Source organism: Bradyrhizobium sp. KZN70725 (genome assembly GCF_055264925.1).
Map to the genome: position 1 here is coordinate 13,570 of NZ_JBUYWT010000041.1, position 25,292 is coordinate 38,861.

At 64.0% G+C, this 25,292-nt stretch carries 27 protein-coding genes; 13 read left to right on the forward strand and 14 right to left on the reverse strand.

What is annotated here, in order from left to right; translation table 11 throughout:
• Positions 1-232 precede the first annotated feature (232 nt).
• Positions 233-1,645, forward strand: coding sequence for an MFS transporter (locus tag ACZBJS_RS30090; protein ID WP_057020275.1), 1,413 nt, complete (start codon positions 233-235; stop codon positions 1,643-1,645).
• A 106-nt stretch (positions 1,646-1,751) separates the two neighbouring features.
• The gene (locus ACZBJS_RS30095) at positions 1,752-2,510 is read left to right on the forward strand and encodes a GntR family transcriptional regulator (protein ID WP_057020274.1); all 759 of its coding nucleotides are present in this window, start codon (positions 1,752-1,754) and stop codon (positions 2,508-2,510) included.
• A 6-nt stretch (positions 2,511-2,516) separates the two neighbouring features.
• On the opposite strand, the gene ACZBJS_RS30100 is transcribed toward ACZBJS_RS30095, so the two are convergent.
• The 6 genes from ACZBJS_RS30100 to ACZBJS_RS30125 all read right to left on the reverse strand — a co-directional run bounded on the left by ACZBJS_RS30100 (position 2,517) and on the right by ACZBJS_RS30125 (position 7,779).
• Positions 2,517-3,626, reverse strand: a complete 1,110-nt coding sequence (locus ACZBJS_RS30100) for a Zn-dependent alcohol dehydrogenase (protein WP_316397099.1) — start codon at positions 3,624-3,626, stop codon at positions 2,517-2,519.
• Positions 3,627-3,661: 35 nt separating this feature from the next.
• A complete protein-coding gene (locus tag ACZBJS_RS30105; protein WP_229189927.1) occupies positions 3,662-3,970 on the reverse strand; it encodes a DUF6166 domain-containing protein in 309 nt (102 codons plus the stop codon).
• 40 nt (positions 3,971-4,010) lie between these two features.
• Entirely contained in the window at positions 4,011-4,208 is a 198-nt protein-coding gene (locus tag ACZBJS_RS30110; RefSeq protein WP_024579640.1) for a hypothetical protein, read from the reverse strand.
• A 12-nt stretch (positions 4,209-4,220) separates the two neighbouring features.
• Positions 4,221-4,598 (reverse strand): hypothetical protein, encoded by a 378-nt coding sequence (locus ACZBJS_RS30115; RefSeq protein ID WP_463439635.1) that lies wholly within the window; start codon positions 4,596-4,598, stop codon positions 4,221-4,223.
• Positions 4,585-5,382 (reverse strand): sterol desaturase family protein, encoded by a 798-nt coding sequence (locus ACZBJS_RS30120; RefSeq protein ID WP_316397100.1) that lies wholly within the window; start codon positions 5,380-5,382, stop codon positions 4,585-4,587. The genes ACZBJS_RS30115 and ACZBJS_RS30120 overlap by 14 nt, the downstream gene beginning before the upstream one ends.
• A gap of 267 nt (positions 5,383-5,649) precedes the next feature.
• Positions 5,650-7,779, reverse strand: coding sequence for an acetate--CoA ligase family protein (locus ACZBJS_RS30125; RefSeq protein ID WP_057020270.1), 2,130 nt, complete (start codon positions 7,777-7,779; stop codon positions 5,650-5,652).
• A 217-nt stretch (positions 7,780-7,996) separates the two neighbouring features.
• Here ACZBJS_RS30125 and ACZBJS_RS30130 point away from each other — a divergent pair, with 217 nt between their 5' ends.
• From ACZBJS_RS30130 to frc, 3 genes are all read left to right on the forward strand, one after another.
• Complete coding sequence (locus ACZBJS_RS30130) at positions 7,997-8,692, forward strand: GntR family transcriptional regulator (protein WP_050387017.1); 696 nt, start codon at positions 7,997-7,999, stop codon at positions 8,690-8,692.
• A gap of 89 nt (positions 8,693-8,781) precedes the next feature.
• The gene (gene oxc, locus ACZBJS_RS30135; protein ID WP_057020305.1) at positions 8,782-10,515 is read left to right on the forward strand and encodes an oxalyl-CoA decarboxylase; all 1,734 of its coding nucleotides are present in this window, start codon (positions 8,782-8,784) and stop codon (positions 10,513-10,515) included.
• Between the two features lie 58 nt (positions 10,516-10,573).
• Entirely contained in the window at positions 10,574-11,851 is a 1,278-nt protein-coding gene (gene frc / locus ACZBJS_RS30140; RefSeq protein ID WP_057020269.1) for a formyl-CoA transferase, read from the forward strand.
• A 101-nt stretch (positions 11,852-11,952) separates the two neighbouring features.
• Here the strand turns inward: frc and ACZBJS_RS30145 are convergent, their stop codons facing one another.
• Positions 11,953-12,195: a helix-turn-helix domain-containing protein gene (locus tag ACZBJS_RS30145; RefSeq protein WP_057020304.1), complete on the reverse strand. Its 243-nt coding sequence runs from the start codon at positions 12,193-12,195 to the stop codon at positions 11,953-11,955.
• A gap of 11 nt (positions 12,196-12,206) precedes the next feature.
• Entirely contained in the window at positions 12,207-12,764 is a 558-nt protein-coding gene (locus ACZBJS_RS30150; protein WP_159109482.1) for a DUF2975 domain-containing protein, read from the reverse strand.
• 133 nt (positions 12,765-12,897) lie between these two features.
• On the opposite strand from ACZBJS_RS30150, the gene ACZBJS_RS30155 reads away from it, so the two are divergent.
• Positions 12,898-13,404: a DUF2147 domain-containing protein gene (locus tag ACZBJS_RS30155; protein ID WP_463439636.1), complete on the forward strand. Its 507-nt coding sequence runs from the start codon at positions 12,898-12,900 to the stop codon at positions 13,402-13,404.
• A gap of 117 nt (positions 13,405-13,521) precedes the next feature.
• On the opposite strand, the gene ACZBJS_RS30160 is transcribed toward ACZBJS_RS30155, so the two are convergent.
• Complete coding sequence (locus ACZBJS_RS30160) at positions 13,522-13,800, reverse strand: helix-turn-helix domain-containing protein (protein ID WP_463439637.1); 279 nt, start codon at positions 13,798-13,800, stop codon at positions 13,522-13,524.
• On the reverse strand, positions 13,797-14,111 hold the full coding sequence (locus tag ACZBJS_RS30165) for a hypothetical protein (RefSeq protein ID WP_463439638.1): 315 nt from the start codon (positions 14,109-14,111) through the stop codon (positions 13,797-13,799). The genes ACZBJS_RS30160 and ACZBJS_RS30165 overlap by 4 nt, the downstream gene beginning before the upstream one ends.
• A gap of 20 nt (positions 14,112-14,131) precedes the next feature.
• Here ACZBJS_RS30165 and ACZBJS_RS30170 point away from each other — a divergent pair, with 20 nt between their 5' ends.
• The 7 genes from ACZBJS_RS30170 (at position 14,132) to ACZBJS_RS30200 (ending at position 20,972) form a co-directional block, all read left to right on the forward strand.
• Positions 14,132-14,431 (forward strand): autotransporter outer membrane beta-barrel domain-containing protein, encoded by a 300-nt coding sequence (locus ACZBJS_RS30170; protein WP_463439639.1) that lies wholly within the window; start codon positions 14,132-14,134, stop codon positions 14,429-14,431.
• Between the two features lie 188 nt (positions 14,432-14,619).
• Positions 14,620-14,757: a hypothetical protein gene (locus tag ACZBJS_RS30175; protein WP_167350443.1), complete on the forward strand. Its 138-nt coding sequence runs from the start codon at positions 14,620-14,622 to the stop codon at positions 14,755-14,757.
• Between the two features lie 257 nt (positions 14,758-15,014).
• The gene (gene oxlT / locus ACZBJS_RS30180; protein WP_076833351.1) at positions 15,015-16,307 is read left to right on the forward strand and encodes an oxalate/formate MFS antiporter; all 1,293 of its coding nucleotides are present in this window, start codon (positions 15,015-15,017) and stop codon (positions 16,305-16,307) included.
• A 237-nt stretch (positions 16,308-16,544) separates the two neighbouring features.
• Positions 16,545-17,861: an oxalate/formate MFS antiporter gene (gene oxlT, locus ACZBJS_RS30185; RefSeq protein WP_028331533.1), complete on the forward strand. Its 1,317-nt coding sequence runs from the start codon at positions 16,545-16,547 to the stop codon at positions 17,859-17,861.
• 300 nt (positions 17,862-18,161) lie between these two features.
• Positions 18,162-18,596 (forward strand): CBS domain-containing protein, encoded by a 435-nt coding sequence (locus ACZBJS_RS30190; protein ID WP_028331534.1) that lies wholly within the window; start codon positions 18,162-18,164, stop codon positions 18,594-18,596.
• Between the two features lie 246 nt (positions 18,597-18,842).
• Positions 18,843-19,838 (forward strand): NAD(P)H-dependent flavin oxidoreductase, encoded by a 996-nt coding sequence (locus tag ACZBJS_RS30195; protein ID WP_463439640.1) that lies wholly within the window; start codon positions 18,843-18,845, stop codon positions 19,836-19,838.
• A 165-nt stretch (positions 19,839-20,003) separates the two neighbouring features.
• Positions 20,004-20,972: a zinc-binding dehydrogenase gene (locus ACZBJS_RS30200; protein ID WP_463439641.1), complete on the forward strand. Its 969-nt coding sequence runs from the start codon at positions 20,004-20,006 to the stop codon at positions 20,970-20,972.
• A gap of 93 nt (positions 20,973-21,065) precedes the next feature.
• Here ACZBJS_RS30200 and ACZBJS_RS30205 read toward each other — a convergent pair whose 3' ends face one another.
• The 4 genes from ACZBJS_RS30205 to ACZBJS_RS30220 form a co-directional block, all read right to left on the reverse strand.
• On the reverse strand, positions 21,066-21,560 hold the full coding sequence (locus ACZBJS_RS30205) for an RlpA-like double-psi beta-barrel domain-containing protein (RefSeq protein WP_316397106.1): 495 nt from the start codon (positions 21,558-21,560) through the stop codon (positions 21,066-21,068).
• 54 nt (positions 21,561-21,614) lie between these two features.
• On the reverse strand, positions 21,615-21,866 hold the full coding sequence (locus tag ACZBJS_RS30210) for a hypothetical protein (protein ID WP_316397107.1): 252 nt from the start codon (positions 21,864-21,866) through the stop codon (positions 21,615-21,617).
• 58 nt (positions 21,867-21,924) lie between these two features.
• On the reverse strand, positions 21,925-23,946 hold the full coding sequence (locus ACZBJS_RS30215; protein ID WP_316397108.1) for an alkyl/aryl-sulfatase: 2,022 nt from the start codon (positions 23,944-23,946) through the stop codon (positions 21,925-21,927).
• 426 nt (positions 23,947-24,372) lie between these two features.
• Positions 24,373-25,239 carry a DMT family transporter gene (locus ACZBJS_RS30220; protein WP_076833340.1) on the reverse strand — a complete coding sequence of 289 codons (867 nt, stop codon included), beginning with the start codon at positions 25,237-25,239 and terminating at the stop codon, positions 24,373-24,375.
• Between the last annotated feature and the right edge of the window lie 53 nt (positions 25,240-25,292).

Below are 25,292 nucleotides of genomic sequence, written 5' to 3' on the forward strand. Positions count from 1 at the left end.
TTAACCGGCTCTTGATGCCGCTTCACAGGATGCCCGACGCGACAAGGATGGTCGGCCGGATCACGGGAGGACCGCGCTACGCGCCGATGTGTCCGCGGCCCGTCCGGTGCGGCAGCCCGGTTCGCGCCGCCAGTTTGTGCGTGATCAGCAATTGACATATCACTGCTATCTGTGTGACATTTTATTAAAAGGGCCGACAAGAACCAATCAATGTCCACTTGGGGAGGCAGCAATGACCATTTCCGACGTCACCGCGGCAGCCGGAAGCCGGGCTCCGGCCGCCGTTGCGCGAACCGCGCAGGCGCAGCAGGTCGCCGATATCGCGGCGCGGCTCGAACGCCTGCCGCTCACCTCCTATCAGCGCTGGATCTTCGGAATCATCGCGACCGCGTGGTTCTTCGACAGCATGGATCTGGCCGCGCTCACCTTCGTGCTCGGTTCGATCCGCCAGACCTTCGGCCTGTCGACGGCGGAAACCGGGCTGCTGTCCAGCATGAGCTTCCTCGGCATGTTCGCGGGCGCCGCGTCTGCCGGCCTGCTCGCCGACCGTTTCGGCCGCGCCCGCGTCTTCCAGGTCAGCATGATCTTCTGGGGACTGGGCAGCCTGTGCTGCGGTCTGTCCACCACGGCGACCGCGCTCGGTGCATCCCGCCTGCTGCTCGGCTTCGGCATGGGCATGGAGTTTCCGGTCGCGCAGTCGATGGTCTCGGAGATCATGCCGGCGCGCAACCGCGGCCGCTACATCGCGTTCCTCGAAGGATTCTGGCCGCTCGGCTTCATCGCGTCGGGCTTGTTGACCTACTTCGTGCTGCAGGTCGCCGACTGGCGCTGGGTCTTCATCCTGCAGGCAATCCCGGCCGTGTTCGTGCTGGTGGTGCGCCGCTTCGTTCCGGAATCGCCGCGCTGGCTTGCGTCCCACGGTTATTCGGAGCGGGCCGAAGCGACCGTGCGCGACATCGAATCCAGGGTCCGCGACCGTCTCGGCGGCAAGGAGCTGCCGCCGGTGGTGCGCCAGGTGGCCGCCCCCGCGTCCGAAGTGACCGGCCTGAGAACGCTGTTTTCGGGCATCTATGCCAAGCGGACCACGATGTTGTGGACCCTGTGGTTCTTCGCGCTGCTCGGCTTCTACGGCCTGACCACGTGGCTCGGCGCGCTGCTGCAGGCCAAGGGCTTCCCGATCACCAAATCGGTGTTCTACACCATCCTGATCTCGCTCGCGGGGATCCCCGGCTTCCTGGTCTCGGCGTGGCTCGTCGAATCCTGGGGCCGCAAGGCGACGCTGGTGATGAACCTGCTCTGCGGCGCGATCGCCTGCCATTTCTACGGCTCGGCGGCGGACCAGACCCAGCTCATCATTGCCGGCCTCTGCATGCAATTCTTCCTGTTCGGCATGTGGTCGGCGCTCTACGCCTATACGCCCGAACTGTACCCGACACATGTCCGCGCCACCGGAACGGGCTTTGCCTCCGCGGTCGGCCGAATCGGTTCGCTGATCGGCCCCTATGTGATCGGCGTGATCCTGCCGGCGGCCGGACAAGGCGGCGTGTTTGCGCTCGGCGCCGGCGCGTTCGTGGTGGCGGCGCTTGCGGTGCTGTTGCTCGGCGAGGAAACCCGCGGCCGGACGTTGGAAAGCATTTCGCACTGATGGGCGCGCGGCGCGCCGTCCGATTCGGCGCGGCGCCGATCTACCGGCCTTGTCATTGCCATCGGGCGTGTGAGATATCTGCTGTACAGCAGCACTCACGATCCTGATGGTAAATTCGAGCAAACGATCCAGCACGGTGCGCGTGCGCACAGCAGGAAGCCGCCGGCCGGCACGGCAATCGTCCGCCGCCGGCGACAAGCCGCGCGGTTCCGCGCCGGCCCCGCTCCCGCAAAGCGACGTCACGCTCACCGATCGCGCCTATGCCGAGCTGGAAGAGCTGATCGTGACGCTGCAACTGCCGCCGGGCACCGCGCTCTCCGAGCTCGTGCTCGCCAAACGGCTCAACATCGGCCGAACCCCGATCCGCGAGGCCTTGCAGCGCCTGTCGCGCGACGGCCTCGTCAACATCCTGGCCCGCCGCGGCGTGCTGGTGTCCGAGATCGACCTCAGGGCCCAGCTGCGCCTGCTCGAAGTCCGGCGCGAGCTGGAACGGCTGATGGCGCGCGGCGCCGCCGAGCGCGCCACCAGCGAGCAGCGCACCCAGTTCTCCGAGATCGCCGCCGGCATGCGGCGCGCGGCGGAGAAATCCGACGACCTGCTGTTCATGCGGCTGGATCACCAGTTCAACACCCTGATCTCCGCGGCGTCGCGCAACGAGTTCGCCTCCCGCGCCATGGGCCTGATGCATGGCCTGTCGCGCCGGTTCTGGTACCAGCATTACAAGGAAGCGGCCGATTTGCCGCTCGCGGCGCGGCTGCATGCCGACGTCGCTGAAGCCATCGCCGAGCGCCGCGTCGACGCCGCGGGCGCGGCGTCCGACAGCCTGATCGACTACATCGAGAGTTTTGCACGTTCGACGCTGTAACGGCTCTCAGAGCTCGACGACCGTACGGATCGAACGTCCGCGCCGCAGCGCCTCGAAGCCGTCATTGATGCTGTCGAGGCTGCAGCGGCCTGTGATCAGTTCGTCGAGCTTGAGCCGGCCGTCCAGATAGGCCTGCGCCAGAAAGGGAAAGTCGCGCCGTGGCCGCGCGCCGCCATAGCTCGAGCGGCGAAATCGCTTCTCGCCCATCAACGCGCCCCAGCGAAAACTCACGTCCCGCGTGACGTCGATCTTGCCGAGCCAGATCACCTCGCCGCCCGGCCGCACCGCCTCCGCGGTCTGCCGAAACGCCTTGGGATGGCCCGCCGCCTCGAGGATGACGTCGGCGCCGCGGCCGCCCGTCGCCTGCTTTGCGAACTGGACCGGGTCCTCGCGGGCCGCGTTGACGACGTGCGTGGCGCCGAGCTGCCGCGCCAGCGCCAGCTTTGCATCATCGAGGTCGACCGCGATGACAGCACCTGCGCCGGCAAGCCGGGCGCCCTGCACCGCTGCCAGCCCGACCGCGCCGCAGCCGGTGACCATCACGGTATCGCCGCGACCGATGGCGGCGACGTTCAGCGCGGCGCCCACGCCGGTCATGACGCCGCAGCCGATCAGGCACGCGCGGTCGAACGGGATGTCGTTCGGCACGACGATCGCCTGCTGGGCCGGCAGCACGACATATTCCGAGAACGCGCCGAGGAACATCAGGTGCGTCAGCTTGCGTCCGTCCGCGAGCTGCGCCTTCGATGCGCCGTCGAAATGCACGCCTTCCGCGCCCCGCGCGAGATAGGTCTCGCACAGGATCGGCTGCGCGCGGTCGCAGTGAAAGCAGTGCCCGCAATGCGGATTCCAGGACAGGATGACGCGATCGCCGACGCTGATGTCGCGCACCGCGCTGCCGATTTCCTCGACGATGCCTGCCGCCTCGTGCCCGAGGATCATCGGCAAGGGATAGCGCAACGATCCGTCGATGACTTCGAGATCGGTGTGGCAGAGCCCCGCGGCACGCACCTTCACCACGACGTCGGTCGGCATGGGCGGCGCAAGCGATACGCGCTCGACGGAAAGCGGCGTTCCGCTTTGATGCAGCACCGCCGCGCGACAGGTCAGGGTCATCTCAAGAATTCTCTGCCGGGGGCATCAGCACGGGCTCAGGCCGTCTGTCCGGAGCGCAGCGCCGCAACCGCCTCGTCGAGATCGGCCGAGGAGAGCTCCCATTCATTGTCGAAATTGGCGACGACGCGCCGCATGAAGCACTCGTGCAGCGCTTTCGCAGCAGCGGCATCGTGCAGATGGTCATAGAGCAGCGCGAAGGCCAGTTGTGCCGGCTCGGGCCCTTCGTAGCTCCATTCAAACCCGTGCTCGGTGAGACGAAGCTGGTCGTAATGCGGTGACAGCGGCTTGCCGTCGACCAGCACCGAAATGCCGTCGATGGTGCGGTCCCCGGTATAGCTCGCCATCGGATCCTCCCTGTGCTGCAGCATCATATCAGGAGCTCGGTCAGGATCCCGGCGGACGCATCTTGAGGTCCTTCTTGACGACCTCGGGGAAGATCCACATCGCGACCGTGGCGAACACGCCGAGGAAGGCGACCGCATAGCTCGGTCCCTGCTGGCCCAGATAGACCATGAAAAAGTATCCGCAGGCTGCCGTGGCGAGGCAGGCCAGCGACAGCATGAGCTTGATGTGGCTTGGCATCGAGACCTCCCTTCAGGTTATCCACGTGGAAAAGGACGGCGCGGCGACGCGGACCAGCAGCGCGAGCGCGGCGATCATGGCGCAACAGGACAGCCGCAATCCCGCGCGTCCGTCGCGCCACCATTCCGGCAGCGCCTGAAACAGCCCGGGTAGAAACAAGAACAGCACGCCGCCGACGACAACGATTGTGGTCCAGCGCAATTCGGCCAGCGCGAATGCCAGCGTGCCGGCGAGCAGCATCACCCACAATGCGGTGGTCATCGTCACCGGCAGGACGGCGCGCCCGCGCAGCGGGTACATCCCGGCCAGTTGCAGGAAGCTGATGCAGCACACGCTCCACAGCAGGCCGAACCAGGCGAGACCGGCGAGATTGGGCTCAAGCTGCGGCATGCGGCACCGATTGCTCCTTCGCCATGACCCGCGGCGTCCGCGCCGTCCGGCGCATGTCGGTCTTCACATGGCGCGTGCTGTAGCCGTTGAAGATGTGGCCAAGCAGGCCGCGATTGAGATCGGAGGTGCCGAACACATAGTCCATCACCGGGAAGGTCAGGTTCATGTTCCGCTCCATCATGATCGACTGGTTGTGATGGGCGGTATGATGCCGGCGGATGGTGTTGACGAACGGCATGTTGCGCACGAAGGCATTTTCCTCGACGTGGCAGCAGAAATGCATGAACTCGTAGATCAGGTACATCGAGGTCGTCGTGGTGATCAGCAGCCAGCCGGTGTTGGCCGAGATCACAAGGCCCGCGACGATCGCCGGCGGGATCGACATCAGGGTAAACACCACGAGCGCATAGGGCGGGAAGAAGGTGACGCGCCAGTCGTGATGATCCGCGAAGCGCATCTCCTCCTCGGTGAAGAACTGATGGTGCATCAGCGTGTGGCGGCTGTAGATCGCGCGCAGCAAGGGCACATTCGAGGGCCGGTGCATGACGAAGCGATGCACCGCCCATTCGAAGAAGTTTGCGATCAGGAAGACCACGGGAATGGTGAGGTATTCCCACCATTTCACGTCGCGCACATTGGCCAGATAGACGTACAGCGCCGTGAAGCCGATCGTGTAGATCAGCACGACATGCAGCCAGCCATTGTACCAGCCCACCACGCGCTCGCGGTAGGTCGCGCGATATTTGCGCTGGCGGTCGGTCATCCCTGTTGCAGCCAACTCCATCGCGGGTCCCTCCGTCATTGATCTGATATATCAGTAGCACATCAGATGCGGAAGGCAAGCTTCGTCAGCCGCGCGCGGGTCCGGAAAAGAAGATGGTGCGGAACCCGCGCTGGAAGATCAGGAAGGCCTGGCTTGGTTTCGCGCGATCGGGCTGGTCGCGCCCTTCCCGTTCATCTCGGCGGCCCATTGCAGATGGGGGCAGCCCAATGAAAAGGCCGCCCCGGACGGTGTCCGGGGCGGCCTGTGGTATTCGACAGATTCAGAAGATCAGAGCAGGCCCGCGCCGCGCGCCCACTTGTACTTGGCGCCGAGCACCTCGACCGGGAGTTCGGTCGAATAGGCGTAGGCCGGGATGCCGTTCTGGTAGAGATACTCGGCGGCTTCCTCGACCTCGACGTCGCCGGCGAGCGAGGCGACGATCGGCTTGACGAAGCCCTTGGCCTCCATCTCCTTCTTCACCTCGACCATGTTGCGCGCGAACACCATCGGCGGCGTCACGATGGTGTGCCAGTAGCCGAGGATCAGCGCGTGGATGCGCTCATCCGACAGGCCGAGCTTGACCGTGTTGACGTAGGTGATCGGCGGCTCGCCGCCGGTGATATCCACAGGATTTCCGGCCGCGCCGAACGGCGGGATGAACTTGCGGAACGCCGCATCGAGGTCCGGCGGCATCTGCATCAGCGACAGGCCATTGTCGACCACGGAGTCGGAGAGCAGCACGCCGGAGCCGCCGGCGCCGGTGATGATCAGCACGTTCTCGCCCTTCGGCGTCGGCAGCACCGGCACGCCGCGGGCGAATTCGAGCAGCTGCCGCAGGCTGCGGGCGCGGATCACGCCCGACTGCTTGAACACGTCCTCGTAGATCTTGTCGTTGCCGGCGAGCGCGCCGGTATGCGACGAGGCCGCCTTCGCGCCCGCAGACGTGCGCCCGGCCTTGAGCACGACCACCGGCTTCTTCTTGGAAACGCGCTTGGCGGCTTCGGCAAATGCGCGGCCGTCCTTCAGGTCCTCGCAGTGCTGCGCGATCAGGTTGGTGTTGGGATCCTGCTCGAAGAAGGCGAGCAGATCGTCCTCGTCGATGTCGGACTTGTTGCCGAGGCCGACGATCGCCGACACGCCCATCTTGGCCGAGCGCGAGAAGCCGATGATCGCCATGCCGATGCCGCCCGACTGCGACGACAGCGCGGCGTGGCCCTTGACGTCATAGGCGGTGCAGAACGTGGCGCAGAGATTGGCCGGGGTATAATAGAAGCCGTAGATGTTCGGCCCCATCAGGCGGATATTGTACTTCTTGCCGACCTCGACGATCTCGGCCTGCAATTCCGGCGCGCCGGCCTCGGCAAAGCCCGAGGGAATCAGCACCGCGCCGGGGATTTTCTTCTCGCCGCATTCGGCGAGCGCGCCGGCGACGAATTTCGCCGGGATCGCGAACACCGCCGTGTCGATCACGCCGGGCACGTCCTTGACGCTCTTGTAGGCCTTGTAGCCGAGGATCTCGTCGGCCTTGGGGTGGATCGGATAGATCTCGCCCTTGTAGCCGCCGTTGATGAGGTTCTTCATCACGGAGTTGCCGATCTTGCCGTCCTCGGCGGAGGCGCCGATCACAGCAACGCCCTTCGGCTGCATGATTCGGTTCATCGCGGCGACGATCTCTTCGGTCGGACGCGGCGCCGGGCGCGGCTTGTAGTTGAAGTCGACGACGATGCGGACGTCGGCCGCGATCGCGTTCTTGCTGGTGGCGAACACCGGGTTGAGGTCGAGCTCGACGATCTCGGGGAAATCGCTGACCAGCTGCGACACCTTGACGATGACGTCGGCGAGCGCCTCGCGATTGACCGCCTCGCCGCCGCGCACACCCTTCAGCATCTCATGCGCCTGGATGCCGTCGAGCATCGACAGCGCATCGTCCTTGGTCGCGGGCGCGAGGCGGAAGGTGATGTCCTTGAGGATTTCGACCAGCACGCCGCCGAGACCGAAGGCGACCAGCTTGCCGAACGAGCCGTCGGTGATCGAGCCGACGATCACCTCGGTGCCGCCGCCCAGCATCTGCTGGACCTGGATGCCCTCGATCTTGGCGTCGGCCTTGTACTTCCTGGCGTTGGCGAGAATCGTCTCGTAGCTCTTCTCGGCCTCGGCGGCGCTCTTGACGCCGACCACCACGCCGCCGGCCTCGGTCTTGTGGAGGATGTCTGGCGAGACGATCTTCATCACGACCGGGAAGCCCATGTCGGAGGCGATGCGGGCGGCCTCGGCCGCCGACTTGGCGACACCCTCTTTCGGCACCGGAATGCCGTAGGCGTCGCAAACCACCTTGCCTTCGGGCGCGGTGAGGCTCGTGCGCTTGTCGGCCCTGACCGCATCGAGAATTTTGCGGACCGCATCCTTCGAATTTGACATTGGCTTCCTCCTGGGACAGATTTCGTGGCATTTGGTATGCCAAAAACGCAATTGTCAAGGTCGGTCGAGGTCCAAAAAGATCGAAAAATATAGGCAGCTTGACATTCTGGTATTTGGCATGCCAAAAATCTAAGGTAATTTCTTCTGCTAAGAAGACGTCTCCAAGAGGAGGAGACGAGTCGTGCCAGAACCGAAACAGACCAAGGCGTCGCCCACCATGGCTGACACAGATATCGCCATCGTCCGGATCGCGCCGGAGACGAGCTTCAAGAACAAGGCCTATGAGGCCTTGAAGGAAGCGATCCTGAAGATGGACATCTACGCGACGCCGGAGCCGGTGATGCTCGACGAGCGCGCACTGTCCGAGCGCCTCGGCGTCAGCCGCACGCCGATCCGCGAAGCGATCGCGATGCTCGAGCAGGACGGATTCGTGAAAACCGTGCCGCGCCGCGGCATCGTCGTGGTCCGCCGCACCAAGGCGGAGATCGTCGACATGATCCGCGCCTGGGCGGCGCTGGAGAGCATGGCGGCGCGCCTGATCACGACCACCGCGCGCAAGAAGGACATCTCGGCGCTGCGCGACTTCTTCAAGGACTTCAGCGACGATCGCCTGCCGCAGGATCACGTCGAGGAATATTCCAAGGCCAACATCGCCTTCCACCAGGCGCTGATCTCGCTGTCGGAATCGCCTGTTCTGGTCGACCTCACCAATGACCTGCTGCTGCATGTGCGCGGCTATCGCCAGCTCACGATCGGCCGCAAGGACCGCACCGCGACCTCGCTGCCCGAGCATCTCGGGATCATCGAGGCGCTGGAAGCGCGCGACACCGAGCTTGCCGAGAAGCGCGCGCGCGACCACACGCTTGGGCTTGCCGCCTACGTCGAGGCGCACGGCCAAGAATTATTCACGTAGAGAACCGTTCACTTAAATTTGAGAGTCCACACCCGCTTCAGACGACAATCAGATCGTCCGAACAAAGAACGATCAGGGAGACGATGCCGATGCTGAATACCGCAACGAAGTCCGAGGCACCGGGCACCGAGCAAGAACTGACCGATGGCTTCCATCTCGTCATCGATGCGCTCAAGCTCAACGGCATCGACACCATCTATGGTGTGCCGGGTATCCCGATCACGGACCTGGGCCGCATGGCCCAGGCGGCGGGCATTCGCGTGCTCTCGTTCCGCCACGAGCAGAATGCCGGCTACGCGGCTTCGATCGCCGGCTTCCTGACCAAGCGGCCCGGCGTCTGCCTCACGGTGTCCGCGCCCGGCTTCCTCAACGGCCTCACCGCGCTCGCCCACGCCACCACCAACTGCTTCCCGATGATCCTGGTCTCGGGCTCGTCCGAGCGCGAGATCGTCGATTTGCAGCAGGGCGACTATGAAGAGATGGACCAGCTCGCGATCGCCAAGCCGCTGTGCAAGGCCGCGTTCCGCGTGCTGCACGCCCAGGACATCGGCATCGGCCTCGCGCGCGCGATCCGCGCCGCGGTGTCGGGCCGTCCGGGCGGCGTCTATCTCGACCTGCCCGCAAAGCTGTTCTCGCAGGTGATGAACGCCGACGCCGGTCAGAAGTCACTAGTCAAGGTGATCGACGCCGCGCCCGAGCAGATCCCCTCCCCGTCTTCGGTCAAGCGCGCGCTGGACGTCCTGAAGAGCGCGAAGCGTCCGCTCATCATCCTCGGCAAGGGCGCGGCCTACGCGCAGGCCGACGAGGCGATCAAGAATTTCGTCGAGAAGAGCGGCGTGCCGTTCCTGCCGATGAGCATGGCCAAGGGCCTGCTGCCCGATCTGCATCCGCAATGCGCGGGTGCGGCGCGCTCGACGGTGCTGAAGGAAGCTGACGTCGTGATGCTGATCGGCGCCCGCCTCAACTGGCTGCTCTCGCATGGCAAGGGCAAGACCTGGGGTGAAGCCCCGAAGAAGTTCATCCAGGTCGACATCGAGCCGAAGGAAATGGATTCCAACGTCGAGATCGTCGCCCCCGTGGTCGGCGATATCGGCTCCTGCGTGTCGGCGTTCCTCGACGCCATGGGCGCGAACTGGACCGCGGCGCCCACGGACTGGCTCTCGACCATCGCCAAGAAGCGCGACGACAACGTCGCCAAGATGGCGCCGAAGCTGATGAGCAACGCTTCGCCGATGGATTACCACGGCGCGCTCGGCGCGCTGCGCGCCATCATCGCGGAGCGTCCGGACACCATCTTCGTCAACGAGGGCGCCAACACGCTCGACCTCGCCCGCGGCGTTGTCGACATGCACAAGCCGCGCAAGCGGCTCGACGTCGGCACCTGGGGCGTGATGGGCATCGGCATGGGCTATTCGATCGCCGCTGCGGTCGAGACCGGCCTGCCCGTGCTCGCGGTCGAAGGCGACAGCGCGTTCGGGTTCTCGGGCATGGAGATCGAGACCATCTGCCGCTACAGGCTGCCGATCTGCGTCGTGATCTTCAACAATGACGGCATCTATCGCGGCACCGACGTCAACAGCGCCGGCGACGATCCGGCGACCACCGTGTTCGTCAAGGGCTCGCGCTACGACAAGATGATGGAAGCCTTCGGCGGCGTCGGCGTCAACGCCACCTCGCCGGACGAGTTGAAGCGCGCGGTCAATGCAGCGCTGGATTCCGGCAAGCCGACGCTGATCAACGCGGTGATCGATCCGGCGGCGGGCTCGGAGAGCGGCCGCATCGGCAACCTCAATCCGCAGAGCGTTCTGCAGAAGAAGAAGTAACCCCTAACCCCCATCCTCCCTGCGGGTGCAGGGGCATATAGAGTACGGAGCAAACATTATGACCAAGGCGCTGAAGGGCGTTCGCATTCTCGATTTCACCCACGTCCAGTCGGGTCCGACCTGCACGCAATTGCTGGCCTGGTTCGGCGCCGACGTGATCAAGGTCGAGCGTCCCGGCGTCGGCGACATCACGCGCGGCCAGCTGCAGGACATCCCGAACGTGGACAGCCTGTATTTCACCATGCTGAATCACAACAAGCGCTCGATCACGCTCGACACCAAGAACCCGAAGGGCAAGGAAGTGTTGACCGCGCTGATCAAGCAGTGCGACGTGCTGGTCGAAAACTTCGGCCCCGGCGTGCTCGATCGCATGGGCTTCCCCTGGGAGAAGATCCAGGCCATCAACCCGAAGATGATCGTCGCCTCGATCAAGGGTTTTGGCCCCGGCCCGTATGAGGACTGCAAGGTCTACGAGAACGTCGCGCAGTGCACCGGCGGCGCTGCCTCGACCACCGGCTTCCGCGACGGCCTGCCGCTGGTCACCGGCGCGCAGATCGGCGACAGCGGCACCGGGTTGCATCTCGCGCTCGGCATCGTCACTGCGCTGTACCATCGCACCCACTCCGGCAAGGGCCAGCGCGTCACCGCCGCGATGCAGGACGGCGTGCTCAACCTCGCCCGGGTCAAGCTGCGCGACCAGCAGCGGCTCGCCCACGGTCCGCTGAAGGAATACAGCCAGTTCGGCGAAGGCATTCCGTTCGGCGATGCCGTGCCGCGCGCCGGCAACGATTCCGGCGGCGGCCAGCCCGGCCGCATCTTGAAGTGCAAGGGCTGGGAGACCGATCCGAACGCCTACATTTACTTCATCACCCAGGCCCCGGTCTGGGAGAAGATCTGCGACGTGATCGGCGAGCCGACCTGGAAGACCGATCCGAACTACGCCAAGCCGCCGGCCCGCCTGCCGCGCCTCAACGAGATCTTCGCCCGCATCGAGCAGTGGACGATGACCAAGACCAAGTTCGAGGCGATGGAGATCCTCAACAAGGACGACATCCCCTGCGGTCCGATCCTGTCGATGAAGGAGATCGCCGAAGACCAGTCGCTGCGCGCGACCGGCACCGTGGTCGAGGTCGATCATCCGACCCGCGGCAAGTACGTCTCGGTCGGCAACCCGATCAAGCTCTCGGATTCGCCGAGCGACGTTCAGCGCTCGCCGCTGCTCGGCGAGCACACCGACGAGATCCTGCGCGAGGTGCTCGGCTTCAGCGATCACCAGGTCGCCGAGATCCACGACTCCGGCGCGCTCGACCCGCCGCGCAAGCAGGCGGCCGAGTAAAGGCCGCGCTCAAGCAGAAACACGAATGGCCGCGGGCAACCGCGGCCATTTTGTTTTGGGAGGAACTTGCGGTCCCGCGCCGCTGTCGACCGCACGCCGGATCAACCACCCTCGCCGCTCTCGCCTTCGCCGCCCTCATCGCCCGGCACATATTCCAGGATATCGCCCGGCCGGCAGTCCAGCTCGCGGCAGATTGCCGACAGCGTCGAGAAGCGCATCGCCTTCGCCTTGCCGGTCTTCAGGATCGACAGGTTCTGGATCGAAATGCCGATCGCGTCCGCGAGGTCTCCGAGGCGGCGCTTGCGCTTTGCGAGCATGACATCGAGGTTCACCACGATGGGCACAAGCATCACCCTCAGATCGTCAGATCGTTTTCGGACTGCAACAGGATGGCCTGCTCGATCACGAATTTCAGCGCCATCAGGAACACGCCGCCTGCGACCGTGCCGACGTCGACGCCGTAGCTCGGCAGGAAGAACTTGATGTCGCCAAGCTGATACAGCGCATAGGTCACCGCGATGGTCGTGATCGTATCCACAAACGGCCAGACCACCAGGAAGATCCCCATCCACCAGACACCCTGCAGCGTTTCGGACACGAAGATCCGTCCGTTGGCGAATCGGTTCACCATGCGATGTAGGATGCCGATCAGCACGGCGTAAAACGATACCCCAAGCGCGAACAGCGACCAGAACAGCACCTGGCCCTTGGCCGACATGGTGAGCGGGTTGGCGACGATGCTGGCGCACTTCGCCTGCTCGCCGATCAGGCTCTCGGCGATCGTCGCCGACGCCGTGGTGGTGCGGTAATAGGCCAGCCACAACACCACCGGCAACGCCGCCCAGATCAACCAGAACGCCCGATCGAGCCTGCGAAACCAGAGCTGGCGCTGCTCACGAACCGATTTCCCCATCGCACCCATCCGAAAAATTCTTTGCCAAAAAGCCGGTACGGCCGGATTGCATCATGCCCAGGCAATGTCATTGACTCAACCTTAAACGTGATTTATTTCATGTTTATCATGAAGTTTTTCATGAAGAAGGTGGATGATGACGGTAATCCCAGACCAAAACGGCCTGCGCAAGGCCCTGAAGCAATTGATCCACGCTCACCTCACGCGCCGCCTGATCGTGGCCGCGTTCCACATCCCGCTGCTCGGCAGCCCCGCCGATGCCGCCAAGGCGAGCGACAAGGCCACCGATCCGGCCGGCGTCTGGCTGACCCAATCCGGCGACGCCAGGATCAAGGTCCACCGCTGCGGCAGCGCGCTGTGCGGCCGCGTCGTCTGGTTGAAGGAGCCGACAGACAGGGCCACCGGCAAGCCGCAGCTCGACGACAAGAATGCCGATCGCGCGCAGCGCACCCGACCGGTCATAGGCATGTCGCTGTTCATCAACATGCAGCCCGCCGGCCCGAACAAATGGGCCGGCCGGATCTACAACGCCGACGACGGCAAGACCTATGAGAGCTCGGTGACGCTGGTATCGCCGGGCACGCTGAACGTTCGCGGCTGCATGGGAACGCTGTGCGCCGGCGAAGACTGGACGCGGTGAAGCGAATGCGGTGAAGGGACTTGGCCCCGACCCTTCATCGGCCAAGAAGAAAAGCAAACCCGCTCACTCGAGGCCGCCGCATTTGGGCGGCCTTCTTTTATGAACGCGCCGCCCGCCTCAATCTTCGAGGCCGAGCTTCCACAGCGGCGGCAGATCGGCGAAGGGCGGCGTGGTGTGGGCGATGACGATCGCGGCGCGCCGGCTGTCGGAATCGATCTTGCTGTTGATCGCCTTGACGTGCGCCTTCACGGAATCGAGCCCGACGCCGAGGATAGCAGCGATCTCTTCGTTCGACTTGCCCTGCGCGATCCACGACGCCACCTCGATCTGGCGCGGCGTCAGCGCGGGAAATGCCAGACGCAGGCGGTCGCTCGGTGTCAGCGCCGCAGCGTTCACTCCTGCGCCTGGCGGTAGCCGCGTAGGATGTGCGGACGAAAACCCTGCATCCGGTCGCGCTCCTCGTCGCTGAACGCCGGCCGTCCCACCACGCGATGCCCGACAACCGTGACCACATAACCGGCGTGCTCGAACGCGATCCCCATGATCCGCCGCGCCCCCGACGGCAGGAACACCTCCTTGGCAATCGGCAGCTCGACGAATTCCTCGTCGCTGAAGAAATCCGACTCGCGCAGCGCGCGTTCGCCATAGAACGCCGGATCGTGCTGCCAGAACGGATGCGAGTGCATGTGCTTCGCAAACGCCTGCATGCCGCGGGCACGTTCGGACGATGGAACTCGGTGAAGCTCACCGCCTCCGCATCGACCAGGCGGCCGACGCCGGCGAACAGGCGGTGGCCTGGCAGTACGCCTTCGGCGACGTGACCCCGACATCGGCGCTCGCGTTCCAGGGCCTGGGAACCGGATTCACCGTGGCCGGCGTGCCGCTGGCGCGGAACGCGGCACTGGTCGAAGGCGGCCTCGACCTGCGGGTCACACCGCAGGCCAGCATCGGCATCGCCTATGTCGGCCAGCTTGCCGACCGGGTCCAGGACCACTCGGTAAAGGCCAGTTTTAGCTGGAAATTCTGACCCGGCGTCGCCGCCTGGCTCCCGCCCCATCCACGCCGATCCGGAATCCGATCCGCCGATTTTGCTGCATTGCACAGTCGTGCATGCTGCCATGCAAACAAGTCCGTTGTATCTGGCATCTGGTATACATAGTTTGGCTGCAGATGATGAGCCGGCCCATTGCTGACCTCCAATGAAAGGGGACACCAATGTCCAAGACCACTGTACTGACGCTTGCGCCCTCCTCCACCCTGTTCGGCCGCCTGCTGGCCTCGATCGACCGCCTGCTGATGAAGAGCGCGGAGATTTCGAATCGCAACGGCGACCTGCCGCGCTTCGGCCTCTAAGCCAAGGGATTTCCGGCGCTCTCCGCCGATGCAGCTTTCGTCGCAAGATGCGACCTGACATTGAACCTTCGACCAATGGCCCCGATTTTCGGGGCCATTTCCTTGCGCGCTGAACTACTCTCCCGGGGTGCCCGGGCTGAGTCCTGTGCGGCATAAGCGCGCGCTGCCCCTGCGACAGCTTGAACCTTGGCATATCGGATACCAAGATGGCCATCGCGCGCTCATAAGCAACGACAAGGGGCGCACTGGGAGGATCTATGTCGGACATGGTTCAGGCAACTGCGGCCCCCGCGGCCGCGCGTGTCAGCGACACCTATCGCTGGATGCAACTCGCGATCGGCGTCGCCGCGATGGTGATGATCGCAAATTATCAATACGGGTGGACATTCTTCGTCCCCGACATCCAGAAGAAATTCGGATGGGATCGCGCATCGATCCAATGGGCCTTCACGCTGTTCGTGCTGTTCGAGACCTGGCTGGTGCCGGTCGAAGGCTGGTTCGTCGACAAATACGGTCCGCGCATCGTCGTGCTGGTCGGCGGCATCCTCTGCGCACTCGGCTGGGCGATCAACGCCCAGGCGACGTCGCTGAACGGCTACTATCTCGGCATGATCATCGCCGGCATCGGCGCCGGCGGCGTCTACGGCACCTGCGTCGGCAACGCGCTGAAATGGTTTCCGGATAAGCGCGGACTTGCCGCGGGCATCACCGCTGCCGGCTTCGGCGCAGGCTCGGCGCTCACGGTCGCGCCGATCCAGGCGATGATCAAGGACTCCGGCTTCCAGACCACCTTCCTGTATTTCGGTCTCGGCCAGGGCATCATCATCGTGCTGCTCTCCTTCTTCCTGCTGGCGCCGAAGGCCGGACAGGTGCCGGCCGTCGTGGCGAACGCCAACATCATCCAGACCCGGCGTAACTATCAGCCGACCGAAGTGCTGCGGCAGCCGATCTTCTGGCTGATGTACTTCATGTTCGTGATCGTCGGCGCCGGCGGCCTGATGGTGACGGCGAACCTGAAGCCGATCGCGGTCGACTGGAAGGTCGACAGCGTGCCGGTCACGCTGATGGCGGTGACGATGACGGCAGTCACCTTCGCGGCAACCATCGACCGCGTCCTCAACGGCCTGACGCGTCCGTTCTTCGGCTGGATCTCCGACATGATCGGCCGCGAGAACACGATGTTCATCGCCTTCGGCATGGAAGGCATCGGCATCTGGATGCTCTACCTCTGGGGACACGACCCGGTTTGGTTCGTGCTGCTCTCGGGCTTCGTGTTCTTTGCCTGGGGCGAGATCTACTCGCTGTTCCCCTCGACCTGCACCGATACGTTCGGCGCCAAGTTCGCCACCACGAATGCGGGCCTGCTCTACACCGCGAAGGGCACCGCGGCGCTCTTGGTGCCGATCGCCAACTACATGCAGCAATCGTCGGGCAACTGGGACAAGGTGTTCATCATCGCGGCAGGCGCCAACATCCTCGCCTCGCTGCTCGCGATCATGCTGCTCAAGCCCTGGCGAAAAATCGTGGTCGCGAAATCGGCTACGGCTTGAGCAACCGCCTCACCACAGCCTGCGAAGCGCCTGGCCAAAAGCCGGGCGCTTTTCATTTTGGCTGGCCACGAGATGCCGTCTGGACCGGCGCGTCGAATGTCAGATTTGCTGCGTTGCAGCGGAATGAAGGGCTTGCTTTCTGGAATATAGTATACCAACTTCCGCCGGGCGCTTGCGACGATACGCCACAATAATTGCGACACTCGGTCACAAGACCAGCGCGCTCGGGAGGACTTGATGGTTTCCAGCAATACTGCCGTCACACAAGCTCAACCTTCGTCCAGCGGCTTCCGCTGGCTGCAGCTCGTCATGGGCATCGTCTGCATGGCGATGATCGCGAACCTGCAATATGGCTGGACGCTGTTCGTCGATCCGATCGACGGCGCGCATCACTGGGGCCGCGCGGCGATCCAGTTCGCCTTCACGATCTTCGTGGTGACCGAGACCTGGCTGGTGCCGGTCGAGGCCTGGTTCGTCGACAAATACGGCCCGCGGCTCGTCATCATGTTCGGCGGCATCATGATCGCGCTCGCCTGGGTGTTGAACTCCTATGCCGACTCGCTCGCCCTGCTCTACACCGCCGCCGTGTTCGGCGGCATCGGCGCCGGTGCGGTGTACGGCACCTGCGTCGGCAACGCGCTGAAGTGGTTTCCCGATCGCCGCGGCCTCGCCGCCGGCGCAACCGCGGCCGGCTTCGGCGCCGGCGCCGCGCTCACGGTGGTGCCGATTGCAAAGATGATCGCCGCGAGCGGCTATCAGACCGCGTTCTTCGATTTCGGCATCGGACAGGGATTGATCGTCTTCCTGCTCGCCTTCTTCATCCAGCCGCCCGCGGTCTCGATCCCGCCGAAGAAGAAGCAGCTCAATCTGCCGCAGACCAAGGTCGACTTCACGCCGCCGCAGGTGCTGCGCAGCCCGATCTTCTGGGTGATGTATCTGGTGTTCGTGATGGTCGCCGCCGGCGGCCTGATGGCGGCGGCGCAGATCGCGCCGATCGCGCACGACTACAAGATCGCGAACACGCCGGTCACGCTCGCCGGCTTCCAGATGGCCGCGCTGACCTTTGCGATCTCGCTCGACCGCATCTTCGACGGTTTCGGACGGCCGTTCTTCGGTTGGGTGTCCGACAATATCGGCCGCGAGCACACCATGTTCATTGCGTTCGGCACCGGCGCGCTGATGCTGCTCACGCTATCCACCTGGGGTCACAACCCGGTGGTGTTCGTGCTGGCGACCGCGGTCTATTTCGGCGTGTTCGGGGAGATCTACTCGCTGTTCCCGGCGACCTGCGGCGACACCTTCGGCTCGAAGTTCGCGACCACCAACAACGGCATGCTCTACACCGCGAAGGGCACCGCAGCGCTCTTGGTGCCTGCCGCCAGCATCGTTGCCGCCAGCTATGGCTGGCAGGCGGTGTTCGTGATCGCGGTCGCCCTCAACGCCACCGCGGCGCTGATGGCGCTGTTCGTGATCAAGCCGATGCGCCGCGCCTTCATCAACGGCAACGAGGCTGCCGCCGCGGAAGAGACCGCGACGAGCGCCAAGACGGCTTAACAAGACGGCTTGGCTAAAGACCACCCGATCAGGACCGCTTGGTCCCGACATTTCCCCGGAGACTGATGGAGGCGCATTTCGGTGCGCCTCGTCTCTTTTTTGCCAGCTCAGGGATGCCAGATGCCACCACGCTTAGTGCGGCAGATCGCCCGCGCCGCCCACGGCCACTCACAATCGTCGGAAATGTCAGCAAACCTGCCTATTTAAGCATTTTGCTGATGGTAGATTTCTGTGACAGCCACGTTGACAATTGGCATTTTGTATACCAGACTCCAGTCAACGATAACCCAGGAGGTTGCCATGCAAGTCGGAGATATCCTGCGCAAGAAGACCCCCCGCGTCGCCACGGTGCGCATGAACGAGACGGTGGCGATCGCCGCGCAACTGATGCGCGCCAGCAATATCAGCGCGCTCGTGGTCAAGGATGTCGTTCGCACCGAGGGTAACACCGCCGTCGGCATGTTCACCGAGCGCGACGTGGTGCGCGCGATCGCCGAGCACGGTGCGGCGGGCGCAAGCATGAAGGTGTCGCAGTTCGTGTCGGTGCAGCAGCTGGTGTCGTGCACATCGAGCGATACGCTCGAGCACATCCGTCATCTCATGACCAAGCACCACATTCGCCACGTGCCCGTCATCGACAATTACAGCCTGATCGGCGTCGTCAGCATGCGCGACATCGCCGCCGCATTCGACGAGGAGACCGCCGCGTCGAAGAAGGACGCCGTGCCGGCGTAACAAGCGCCTGCTTTGCCTTGCTCTCAGCCAGGCGCTGCGTGTTCGATCACGAGCGCCTGAACAGATGACGAAAGATTTCCGTCCCGCCCTCGCCTGACCGCCGCGGCCCGTCATTTCCGCATGGGCGCGCCGCAGGTCGCCGGTAGACAATTGACGGACAGGACTGCATCCTTCCCCTCGACATCCATAACAACACCGTGCGCCGCCGTCCGCGCCGCGGAAAATCCTGATGGAAACGAGGGCAGAATGATCAAGACACGTTTCACCGAAATGTTCGGCGTCGACCACCCGATCGTGCAGGGCGGCATGCAATGGGTCGGACGCGCCGAGCTGGTTGCCGCCGTCGCCAATGCCGGCGCGCTCGGCATGATCACCGCGCTGACACAGCCGACGCCGGACGATCTGCGCAAGGAAATCGCGCGCTGCCGCGAGCTGACCGACAAGCCGTTCGGCGTCAACCTGACCATCCTGCCCGCGATCAAGCCGCCGCCCTACGCCGAATACCGCCAGGCCATCATCGAGAGCGGCATCAAGATCGTCGAGACCGCCGGCAACAAGCCGCAGGAGCATGTCGACGAGTTCAAGAAGCACGGCATCAAGGTGCTGCACAAATGCACCAGCGTTCGCCACGCGCTGTCCGCCGAGCGGATGGGCGCCGACGCGATCTCGATCGACGGCTTTGAATGCGCCGGCCATCCCGGCGAGGACGACACCCCCGGCCTGATCCTGATCCCCGCCGCCGCCGACAAGGTGAAGATCCCGATGATCGCCTCCGGCGGCTTCGGCGATGCCCGCGGCCTGGTCGCAGCGCTCGCGCTCGGCGCCGAAGGCATCAACATGGGCACGCGCTTCATGTGCACCAGGGAGAGCCCGATCCATATGCTGGTAAAGGAACGCATCGTCGCCAATGACGAGCGCGAGACCGAGCTGATCTTCCGCACCATGCGCAACACCTCGCGCGTCGCCAAGAACGCGATCTCGACCAAGGTCGTGCAGATGGAGAAGGAAGGCGCCAAGTTCGAGGATGTGCGCGAGCTGGTCGCCGGCGCGCGCGGCAAGATGGTCTACGCGTCGGGTGATGCCGACGAAGGCATCTGGTCGGCCGGCCAGGTGCAGGGCCTGATCCATGACATTCCGTCCTGCGCCGAGCTGGTGTCGCGCATCGTCCACGAAGCGGAAGCGATCATTCGCGAGCGGCTGGAAGCGATGATGTCCGGCGCCAAGCGCCAGGCCGCGGAATAGGCCGGAGCGGAGCACGAGTGTTATCCGTCACCCTGAGGAGCGCGAAGCGCGTCTCGAAGGGTCGACGGCCACCAGCCGGGCCGTCCATCCTCCGAGGGCCGCTGAAAAAGCGGCCACCTCAGGATGACGGAATTATCTCGCGTTAGACACAACGAGAAGAAGCCCATGAAAGCCTATGTCTACGGCCCTAACGGCCCTGAAATCACCGACGTTGCGAAGCCCGTGCCGAAGGGCACCCAGGTGCTGGTCAAGGTCCATGCCTGCGGGCTGAACCGCGCCGATCTCGGCATGACCAAGGGCCATGTCCACGGCGCGGCCGGCGGCGTCGGCACCGTGCTCGGCATGGAATGGGCCGGCGAGGTCGCTGAGCTCGGCCCCGATGCCAAGGGCGTCAAGGTCGGCGACAAGATCATGGGCTCCGGCGGCGCGGCATTCGCAGAATACACGCTGGCCGATCACGGCCGGCTGTTCCGCGCGCCCTCGAACATGAATTTCGACGAGGCCGCAACCCTGCCCGTTGCGCTCGCCACCATGCACAACGCCGTCGTCACCAATGGCGCGCTGCAGCCGGGCCAGAGCGTGCTGATCCAGGGCGCAAGCTCCGGCGTTGGGCTGATGGCGATGCAGATCGCCAAGCTGAAGGGCGCCAAGCTCGTGGTGGGCTCATCGACCGACGCGACGCGTCGCGGCCGACTGAAGGAGTTCGGCGCCGATCTCGCGGTCGACTCGAAGGATCCCGGCTGGGTCGATCAGGTGCTGCAGGCGACATCAGGCGAAGGCGTCGACCTGATCGTCGACCAGGTTTCCGGACCGGTCGCGAACCAGAACCTCAAGGCGACCAAGGTCAAGGGCCGCATCGTCAATGTCGGCCGGCTTGGCGGCACCCACGGCGACTTCAACTTCGACCTGCACGCGGCGCGCCGCATCCAGTATATCGGCGTCACCTTCCGCACCCGCTCGATCGAGGAGATCCGCGCGATCTTCGAGGAGGTGCGCAAGGACATCTGGCCCGCGGTCGAGGCACGCAAGCTGCAGCTGCCGATCGACCAGGTCTACAAATTCGCCGACATCGGCAAGGCGTTCGAACACATGGAAGCCAACAAGCACCTCGGCAAGATCGTGGTGACGCTGTAGCAGCAGGCTCCGGCGATTTGCGAGTGAAGGGCGGATCAGCCAACGGGTCCGCGCTTGCCGCGTGCTATGCCCTGGCTCTTTCGCGTGCGATGTTCAGCCGACAGGTCCTGGAATCCAATAGTCCCCCGCAAGCGGGCTGACCTTGACGCCACTGATAACTCCGAGCTCCAGGCTTGGATCGAAATAGCGCATCGTCCGCTCATTGAGGTCAATGATGCGGCCAGGCCTGAGTGGCCCCACGTCATTTATCTTCACGATGACCTTCTTGCCGACGGCCTCGACGAGGGCATATTTCGGCCTCGCGCCAAATTGGACCCCACCAAACTTCCGGCGCAGACTCGTCTTGATGGCAGCCGCCCAGACCGAGTGATCATAGCGCTCGCCGGAGGCTGTGCTCGGACCGCCCTCCTCCTTGCCGGGCTTGAATGGATTGTACATGGATGCCGCGCCAACGATTGCATCCCCACACGCGGCATTGACGACGGCGCTTGAATGAACCGCAGCGATTTCACTTCGAGCAGCGGTGCCAGAAAAGGCGAGCGCAACCAGGGCGCCGCAAATCGCGGCGCTCAAGCCGAACAGCATCATAACTCCTTGATTGATTTTCTTCGATCGTCCGGTTCCCGATGCCGCAAAACATGGTCAAGCGAACGCGGAGGCGTTTACGCGTGCCAATTCCTTGCGGATTCGTGCCAGTTCCGGCAGTGGAACCATCGTGAGAACCTGGGCGGCCCTCACACCGTGTTTTTCAGTTTCTGGCTCGACTAAAACAGAGATTGCGTCAGCAAAATGACTGAATGGAGCTGTCTTCGACAGCGCGTGAAGAGTGTCGGCGTCACCTTCCGCACCCGCTCGATCGCGGAAATCCGCGCGATCTTCGGCGAAGGTGCGCATAGCAAAGCGGCGCGAAGCAAGTGCCCCGCGCCGCTTGACCGTGTGATTATCGTTATGATTATCGCGACGTTCCCCCTCGCCCCGTCGTGGCGGATTGAGCCGTCTGGTTCGGCGTCACGATATTGAACCAGAAGTCGAACGTGTCGAGATACGACACGAGATCGCGCAGCTTGGTCTGGTCTCCGCTGACCTTCACCGCGCCGGCCGAGATGGCATCATCAAACCTGGTTTGCTGCAGGATGATGCCGTTCAGCGTATCCCGCGACAACGCGACGGTCGCATCGGCATTGTTGGACTTCATGTTCGCCGTGTGGTTCAGCACTCCGTTCTTCAGTTCGACGAAGTAGTTGCCGTCCTTGCCGAACTCGAAGTTGAGCTTCGCATGCGCGTTGCCGGCCTTCTCCGCGTTGAGGCGAACCCCGAGATAGTCGAAGAACAAATCCGCGGACATCGCGCGCACCGTATCGGGGCTCGCGGTGTTCGGCGTCGGCAGCTTGGCGACACCGTTGCGCAGCTCCTGGGCGCCGGTCAGGTAGAAGTTGCGCCACGGTCCGGACTCGGCCTGATAGCCGAGCTGCTCGAGCGCGTCGGCTTCGAGATTCTTGGCGGCCTGATTGTCGGGATCGGCGAACACGACGTGGTGGACGGCTTGAGCCACCCAGCGATATTCGCCCTTGTCGTAGGAAGCCTTGGCCTTCTTCAGAACCTCGTCGCTGCCGCCCATGAACTCGACGTACTTCTTGCTCGCCTCGACCGGCGGCAGTTCGTGCAGGGTGGCCGGGTTGCCGTCGAACCAGCCAAGATAAAGAACATAGGTGGCGGCCACGTCATGATAGATCGAGCCGTAGTAACCACGGTTTGCCCAGACGTTGGCGAGGCTGTCAGGCATTTTGAATCCGTCGGCGATCTCGCGCATCGTCATGCCGTGGTTGACCATGCGCAAGGTCTGGTCGTTGATGAAGCGGTAAAGGTCGCGCTGGCTCTCCAGAAGTGAGACCACCTTGTCATTGCCCCATGTCGGCCAGTGATGCTGCGCAAACACCACGTCGACCTTGTCGCCCCACATCACCAGCGCCTGGTTGAGGTACTTCGACCAGGGGAGCGGCTCGCGAATTTTGGCGCCGCGAAGCGAATATGTATTGTGCAGCGTGTGGGTCGCGTCCTCGGCGGATTCCATCGCCTTCTTTTCCTCGATGAACCACATCATCTCCGACGGCGCTTCCGAACCGGGCGCCATCAGAAATTCGTAGGTCAAGCCGTCGATCTTCTCTTTCTGTCCGGTTTCCTTGATGATGTTGGTCGGCGCGATGAGCGTGACCGTGCCCGCCGAGGTCGTGGTGCCGAGACCCGCGCCGACCTGACCTTTCGGATCCGCCTTGAGCAGGTTGCCGTACATGTAGCTGGCGCGCCGGCTCATCGCGGTGCCGGCCATGACGTTCTCGGCGACCGCAGCCTCCAGGAATCCATCCGGCGCGTAGATCTTGACCTTGCCGGACTGGACGTCGTCCTCGCTGGTGACGCCCCGCACACCACCATAGTGATCGACGTGGCTGTGGGTGTAGATCACGGCCTTGACGGGTTTGTTTCCGCGCTTCGAGCGGTACAGGTCGAGCGCCACCTTTGCCGTCTCTGCCGACACGAGCGGATCGACGATTGTAATGCCCTCGCTGCCCTCGATGATCGTCATGTTCGACAGGTCCTGATTGCGGACCTGATAGATGCCGTCGGTCACCTCGAACAAGCCGGAGATGTTGATCAGCCGGGATTGTCGCCACAGGCTTGGGTTGACCGTATCGGGGGCTGTCGCGTCGCTGATGAATCCGTACTGCTGCGGGTTCCAGATCGCGTTGCCCGTGCTTCCCTTGATTGCCTCGGAAGGCAGCGCGGCCATGAAGCCTTTGTTCGCGGCGTCGAAATCGGAGGTGTCGTTAAACGGCAGCTGTTTCAGCAAGACCGAATTTGCCTGCTTGGTCGCATCGGCCGCGCCATTGCGCAAATCTTGAGTCTGTGCCGCAGCCGTACCGATCAGCCCCGCGCTGACAACCCCGAGGATTGACGCCTTCGCGAAAACGCTCCTCATGTGGCCTCTCCCTTCTGCATTGGATATTGGTCCACTCCCTGAGCACCGAGAGCATCGCCGCCAAATACTTCCAGAGGGCAATCGTTCCACCCGAAGTTGCGACGTCGAAACATGTCCGGCAGCATCCGTCCGCATGGCTGCGCGCTCTGGCACAAGCTGCACACCAACGCTGCGGGCTGAGCGGTCAAAAAAGATGTCTGGCGCGGGAAATCACGCGCCGGGCAGCCGTGCATGCCGCGATTGCCGGATTTGAAGGTGAGGCACAGCGCAACAGCCCTGCCGGGAGGGCGCTGATTTGCCGCACGTGCTCACGTCCTGGCGATGGCGAACCGTTCGCATTTTACGCAAACGGAAGACCGCCCGAAGGCGGTTCCCTGTTGTGGGAGCGGAACCATCGACCACGGCCGAATTCGGTCCCTGCGAGCGCTACGACTGGTCCGACTTCGCACCCGGTCTGACCTGTGTGATGGCGACGCCGGAGATCGCGAGCAGTCCGCCGACAACCAGTTTCGGCGTCACCTGGTCGCCAAGGAACAGCACGCTCGAGATCAAAGCGAACACCGGAAGCAGCAGACCGAAGGGGGCGACACGGGCCATGGAGCAGCGGGCGATCAGCCAGAACCACAGGCCGAACCCGACAATGCCGCCGATGAAGACGGTGTAGGCGAGCGCCAGCCAGCCCCGTTGATCCGCAGTGCCAAGGCTCGCCAGCTGTCCGTATTCCAGCAACAGCGACATCAACATCACCTGCGGCACCGTGAGCAGCGACGACCACCCCATCAGCATCAGGGGATCAAACGGGCCGTAGCGTTTCGTCAGGACGGTGGACACCGCGAATGCGAACGCCGCGGCAACCACGAGCAGCAGCGGCAGCACGTTTGCCGACAGCCCCGGCCCCGCCGCCAGCACCACCACGCCGACGAACGCCAGCACCACGCCAGCGGATGTGACGAGCGACGGCCGCTCCGCGAGCAGCGGCCAGGCGAGCAGCACGGTGAACGGCGGGGCGAGTTGATAGGCGACCGCCGACATGCTCCCCGAGCCGAGCCCAAGGCCGACATAGAACAGCCCGAAGTTCAGTCCGCCGAGGAAAACCGAAATAGCTGAGACAGGGCCGAGTTGTTGGCGTGTCGGCCTTCTGACGAACGGAACAAGCAGCAGCGCGATGGCCAGGAAACGCAGTCCGAGGAAGAACAGCGGCGGAAACTCGGTGACGCCGACCTTGATGACCACGAACTGATAACCCCAGAGCAAGGGAACGGCCACCGCGCAAATGATCTGGATGGCAGACATCGCATCCTTCCTTTCAAGACCGATCGGTCCATATATGGGCGTACCGATCGCGC

What these genes read in the sequence shown, in the direction of transcription:
- ACZBJS_RS30195 (WP_463439640.1), top strand. Translation starts at nt 18,843, where the DNA reads ATGATCAAGACACGTTTCACCGAAATGTTCGGCGTCGACCACCCGATC.
- ACZBJS_RS30095 (WP_057020274.1), top strand. Translation starts at nt 1,752, where the DNA reads ATGGTAAATTCGAGCAAACGATCCAGCACGGTGCGCGTGCGCACAGCA.
- ACZBJS_RS30175 (WP_167350443.1), top strand. Translation starts at nt 14,620, where the DNA reads ATGTCCAAGACCACTGTACTGACGCTTGCGCCCTCCTCCACCCTGTTC.
- ACZBJS_RS30105 (WP_229189927.1), bottom strand. Translation starts at nt 3,970, where the DNA reads ATGGCGAGCTATACCGGGGACCGCACCATCGACGGCATTTCGGTGCTG.
- ACZBJS_RS30130 (WP_050387017.1), top strand. Translation starts at nt 7,997, where the DNA reads ATGGCTGACACAGATATCGCCATCGTCCGGATCGCGCCGGAGACGAGC.
- ACZBJS_RS30215 (WP_316397108.1), bottom strand. Translation starts at nt 23,946, where the DNA reads ATGAGGAGCGTTTTCGCGAAGGCGTCAATCCTCGGGGTTGTCAGCGCG.
- ACZBJS_RS30210 (WP_316397107.1), bottom strand. Translation starts at nt 21,866, where the DNA reads ATGCGCACCTTCGCCGAAGATCGCGCGGATTTCCGCGATCGAGCGGGT.
- ACZBJS_RS30205 (WP_316397106.1), bottom strand. Translation starts at nt 21,560, where the DNA reads ATGATGCTGTTCGGCTTGAGCGCCGCGATTTGCGGCGCCCTGGTTGCG.
- ACZBJS_RS30100 (WP_316397099.1), bottom strand. Translation starts at nt 3,626, where the DNA reads ATGACCCTGACCTGTCGCGCGGCGGTGCTGCATCAAAGCGGAACGCCG.
- oxlT (WP_028331533.1), top strand. Translation starts at nt 16,545, where the DNA reads ATGGTTTCCAGCAATACTGCCGTCACACAAGCTCAACCTTCGTCCAGC.
- oxc (WP_057020305.1), top strand. Translation starts at nt 8,782, where the DNA reads ATGCTGAATACCGCAACGAAGTCCGAGGCACCGGGCACCGAGCAAGAA.
- ACZBJS_RS30115 (WP_463439635.1), bottom strand. Translation starts at nt 4,598, where the DNA reads ATGCCGCAGCTTGAGCCCAATCTCGCCGGTCTCGCCTGGTTCGGCCTG.
- ACZBJS_RS30120 (WP_316397100.1), bottom strand. Translation starts at nt 5,382, where the DNA reads ATGGAGTTGGCTGCAACAGGGATGACCGACCGCCAGCGCAAATATCGC.
- ACZBJS_RS30170 (WP_463439639.1), top strand. Translation starts at nt 14,132, where the DNA reads ATGGAACTCGGTGAAGCTCACCGCCTCCGCATCGACCAGGCGGCCGAC.
- ACZBJS_RS30200 (WP_463439641.1), top strand. Translation starts at nt 20,004, where the DNA reads ATGAAAGCCTATGTCTACGGCCCTAACGGCCCTGAAATCACCGACGTT.
- ACZBJS_RS30165 (WP_463439638.1), bottom strand. Translation starts at nt 14,111, where the DNA reads ATGCAGGCGTTTGCGAAGCACATGCACTCGCATCCGTTCTGGCAGCAC.
- ACZBJS_RS30110 (WP_024579640.1), bottom strand. Translation starts at nt 4,208, where the DNA reads ATGCCAAGCCACATCAAGCTCATGCTGTCGCTGGCCTGCCTCGCCACG.
- ACZBJS_RS30155 (WP_463439636.1), top strand. Translation starts at nt 12,898, where the DNA reads ATGATGACGGTAATCCCAGACCAAAACGGCCTGCGCAAGGCCCTGAAG.
- oxlT (WP_076833351.1), top strand. Translation starts at nt 15,015, where the DNA reads ATGTCGGACATGGTTCAGGCAACTGCGGCCCCCGCGGCCGCGCGTGTC.
- ACZBJS_RS30190 (WP_028331534.1), top strand. Translation starts at nt 18,162, where the DNA reads ATGCAAGTCGGAGATATCCTGCGCAAGAAGACCCCCCGCGTCGCCACG.
- frc (WP_057020269.1), top strand. Translation starts at nt 10,574, where the DNA reads ATGACCAAGGCGCTGAAGGGCGTTCGCATTCTCGATTTCACCCACGTC.
- ACZBJS_RS30090 (WP_057020275.1), top strand. Translation starts at nt 233, where the DNA reads ATGACCATTTCCGACGTCACCGCGGCAGCCGGAAGCCGGGCTCCGGCC.
- ACZBJS_RS30125 (WP_057020270.1), bottom strand. Translation starts at nt 7,779, where the DNA reads ATGTCAAATTCGAAGGATGCGGTCCGCAAAATTCTCGATGCGGTCAGG.
- ACZBJS_RS30150 (WP_159109482.1), bottom strand. Translation starts at nt 12,764, where the DNA reads ATGGGGAAATCGGTTCGTGAGCAGCGCCAGCTCTGGTTTCGCAGGCTC.
- ACZBJS_RS30220 (WP_076833340.1), bottom strand. Translation starts at nt 25,239, where the DNA reads ATGTCTGCCATCCAGATCATTTGCGCGGTGGCCGTTCCCTTGCTCTGG.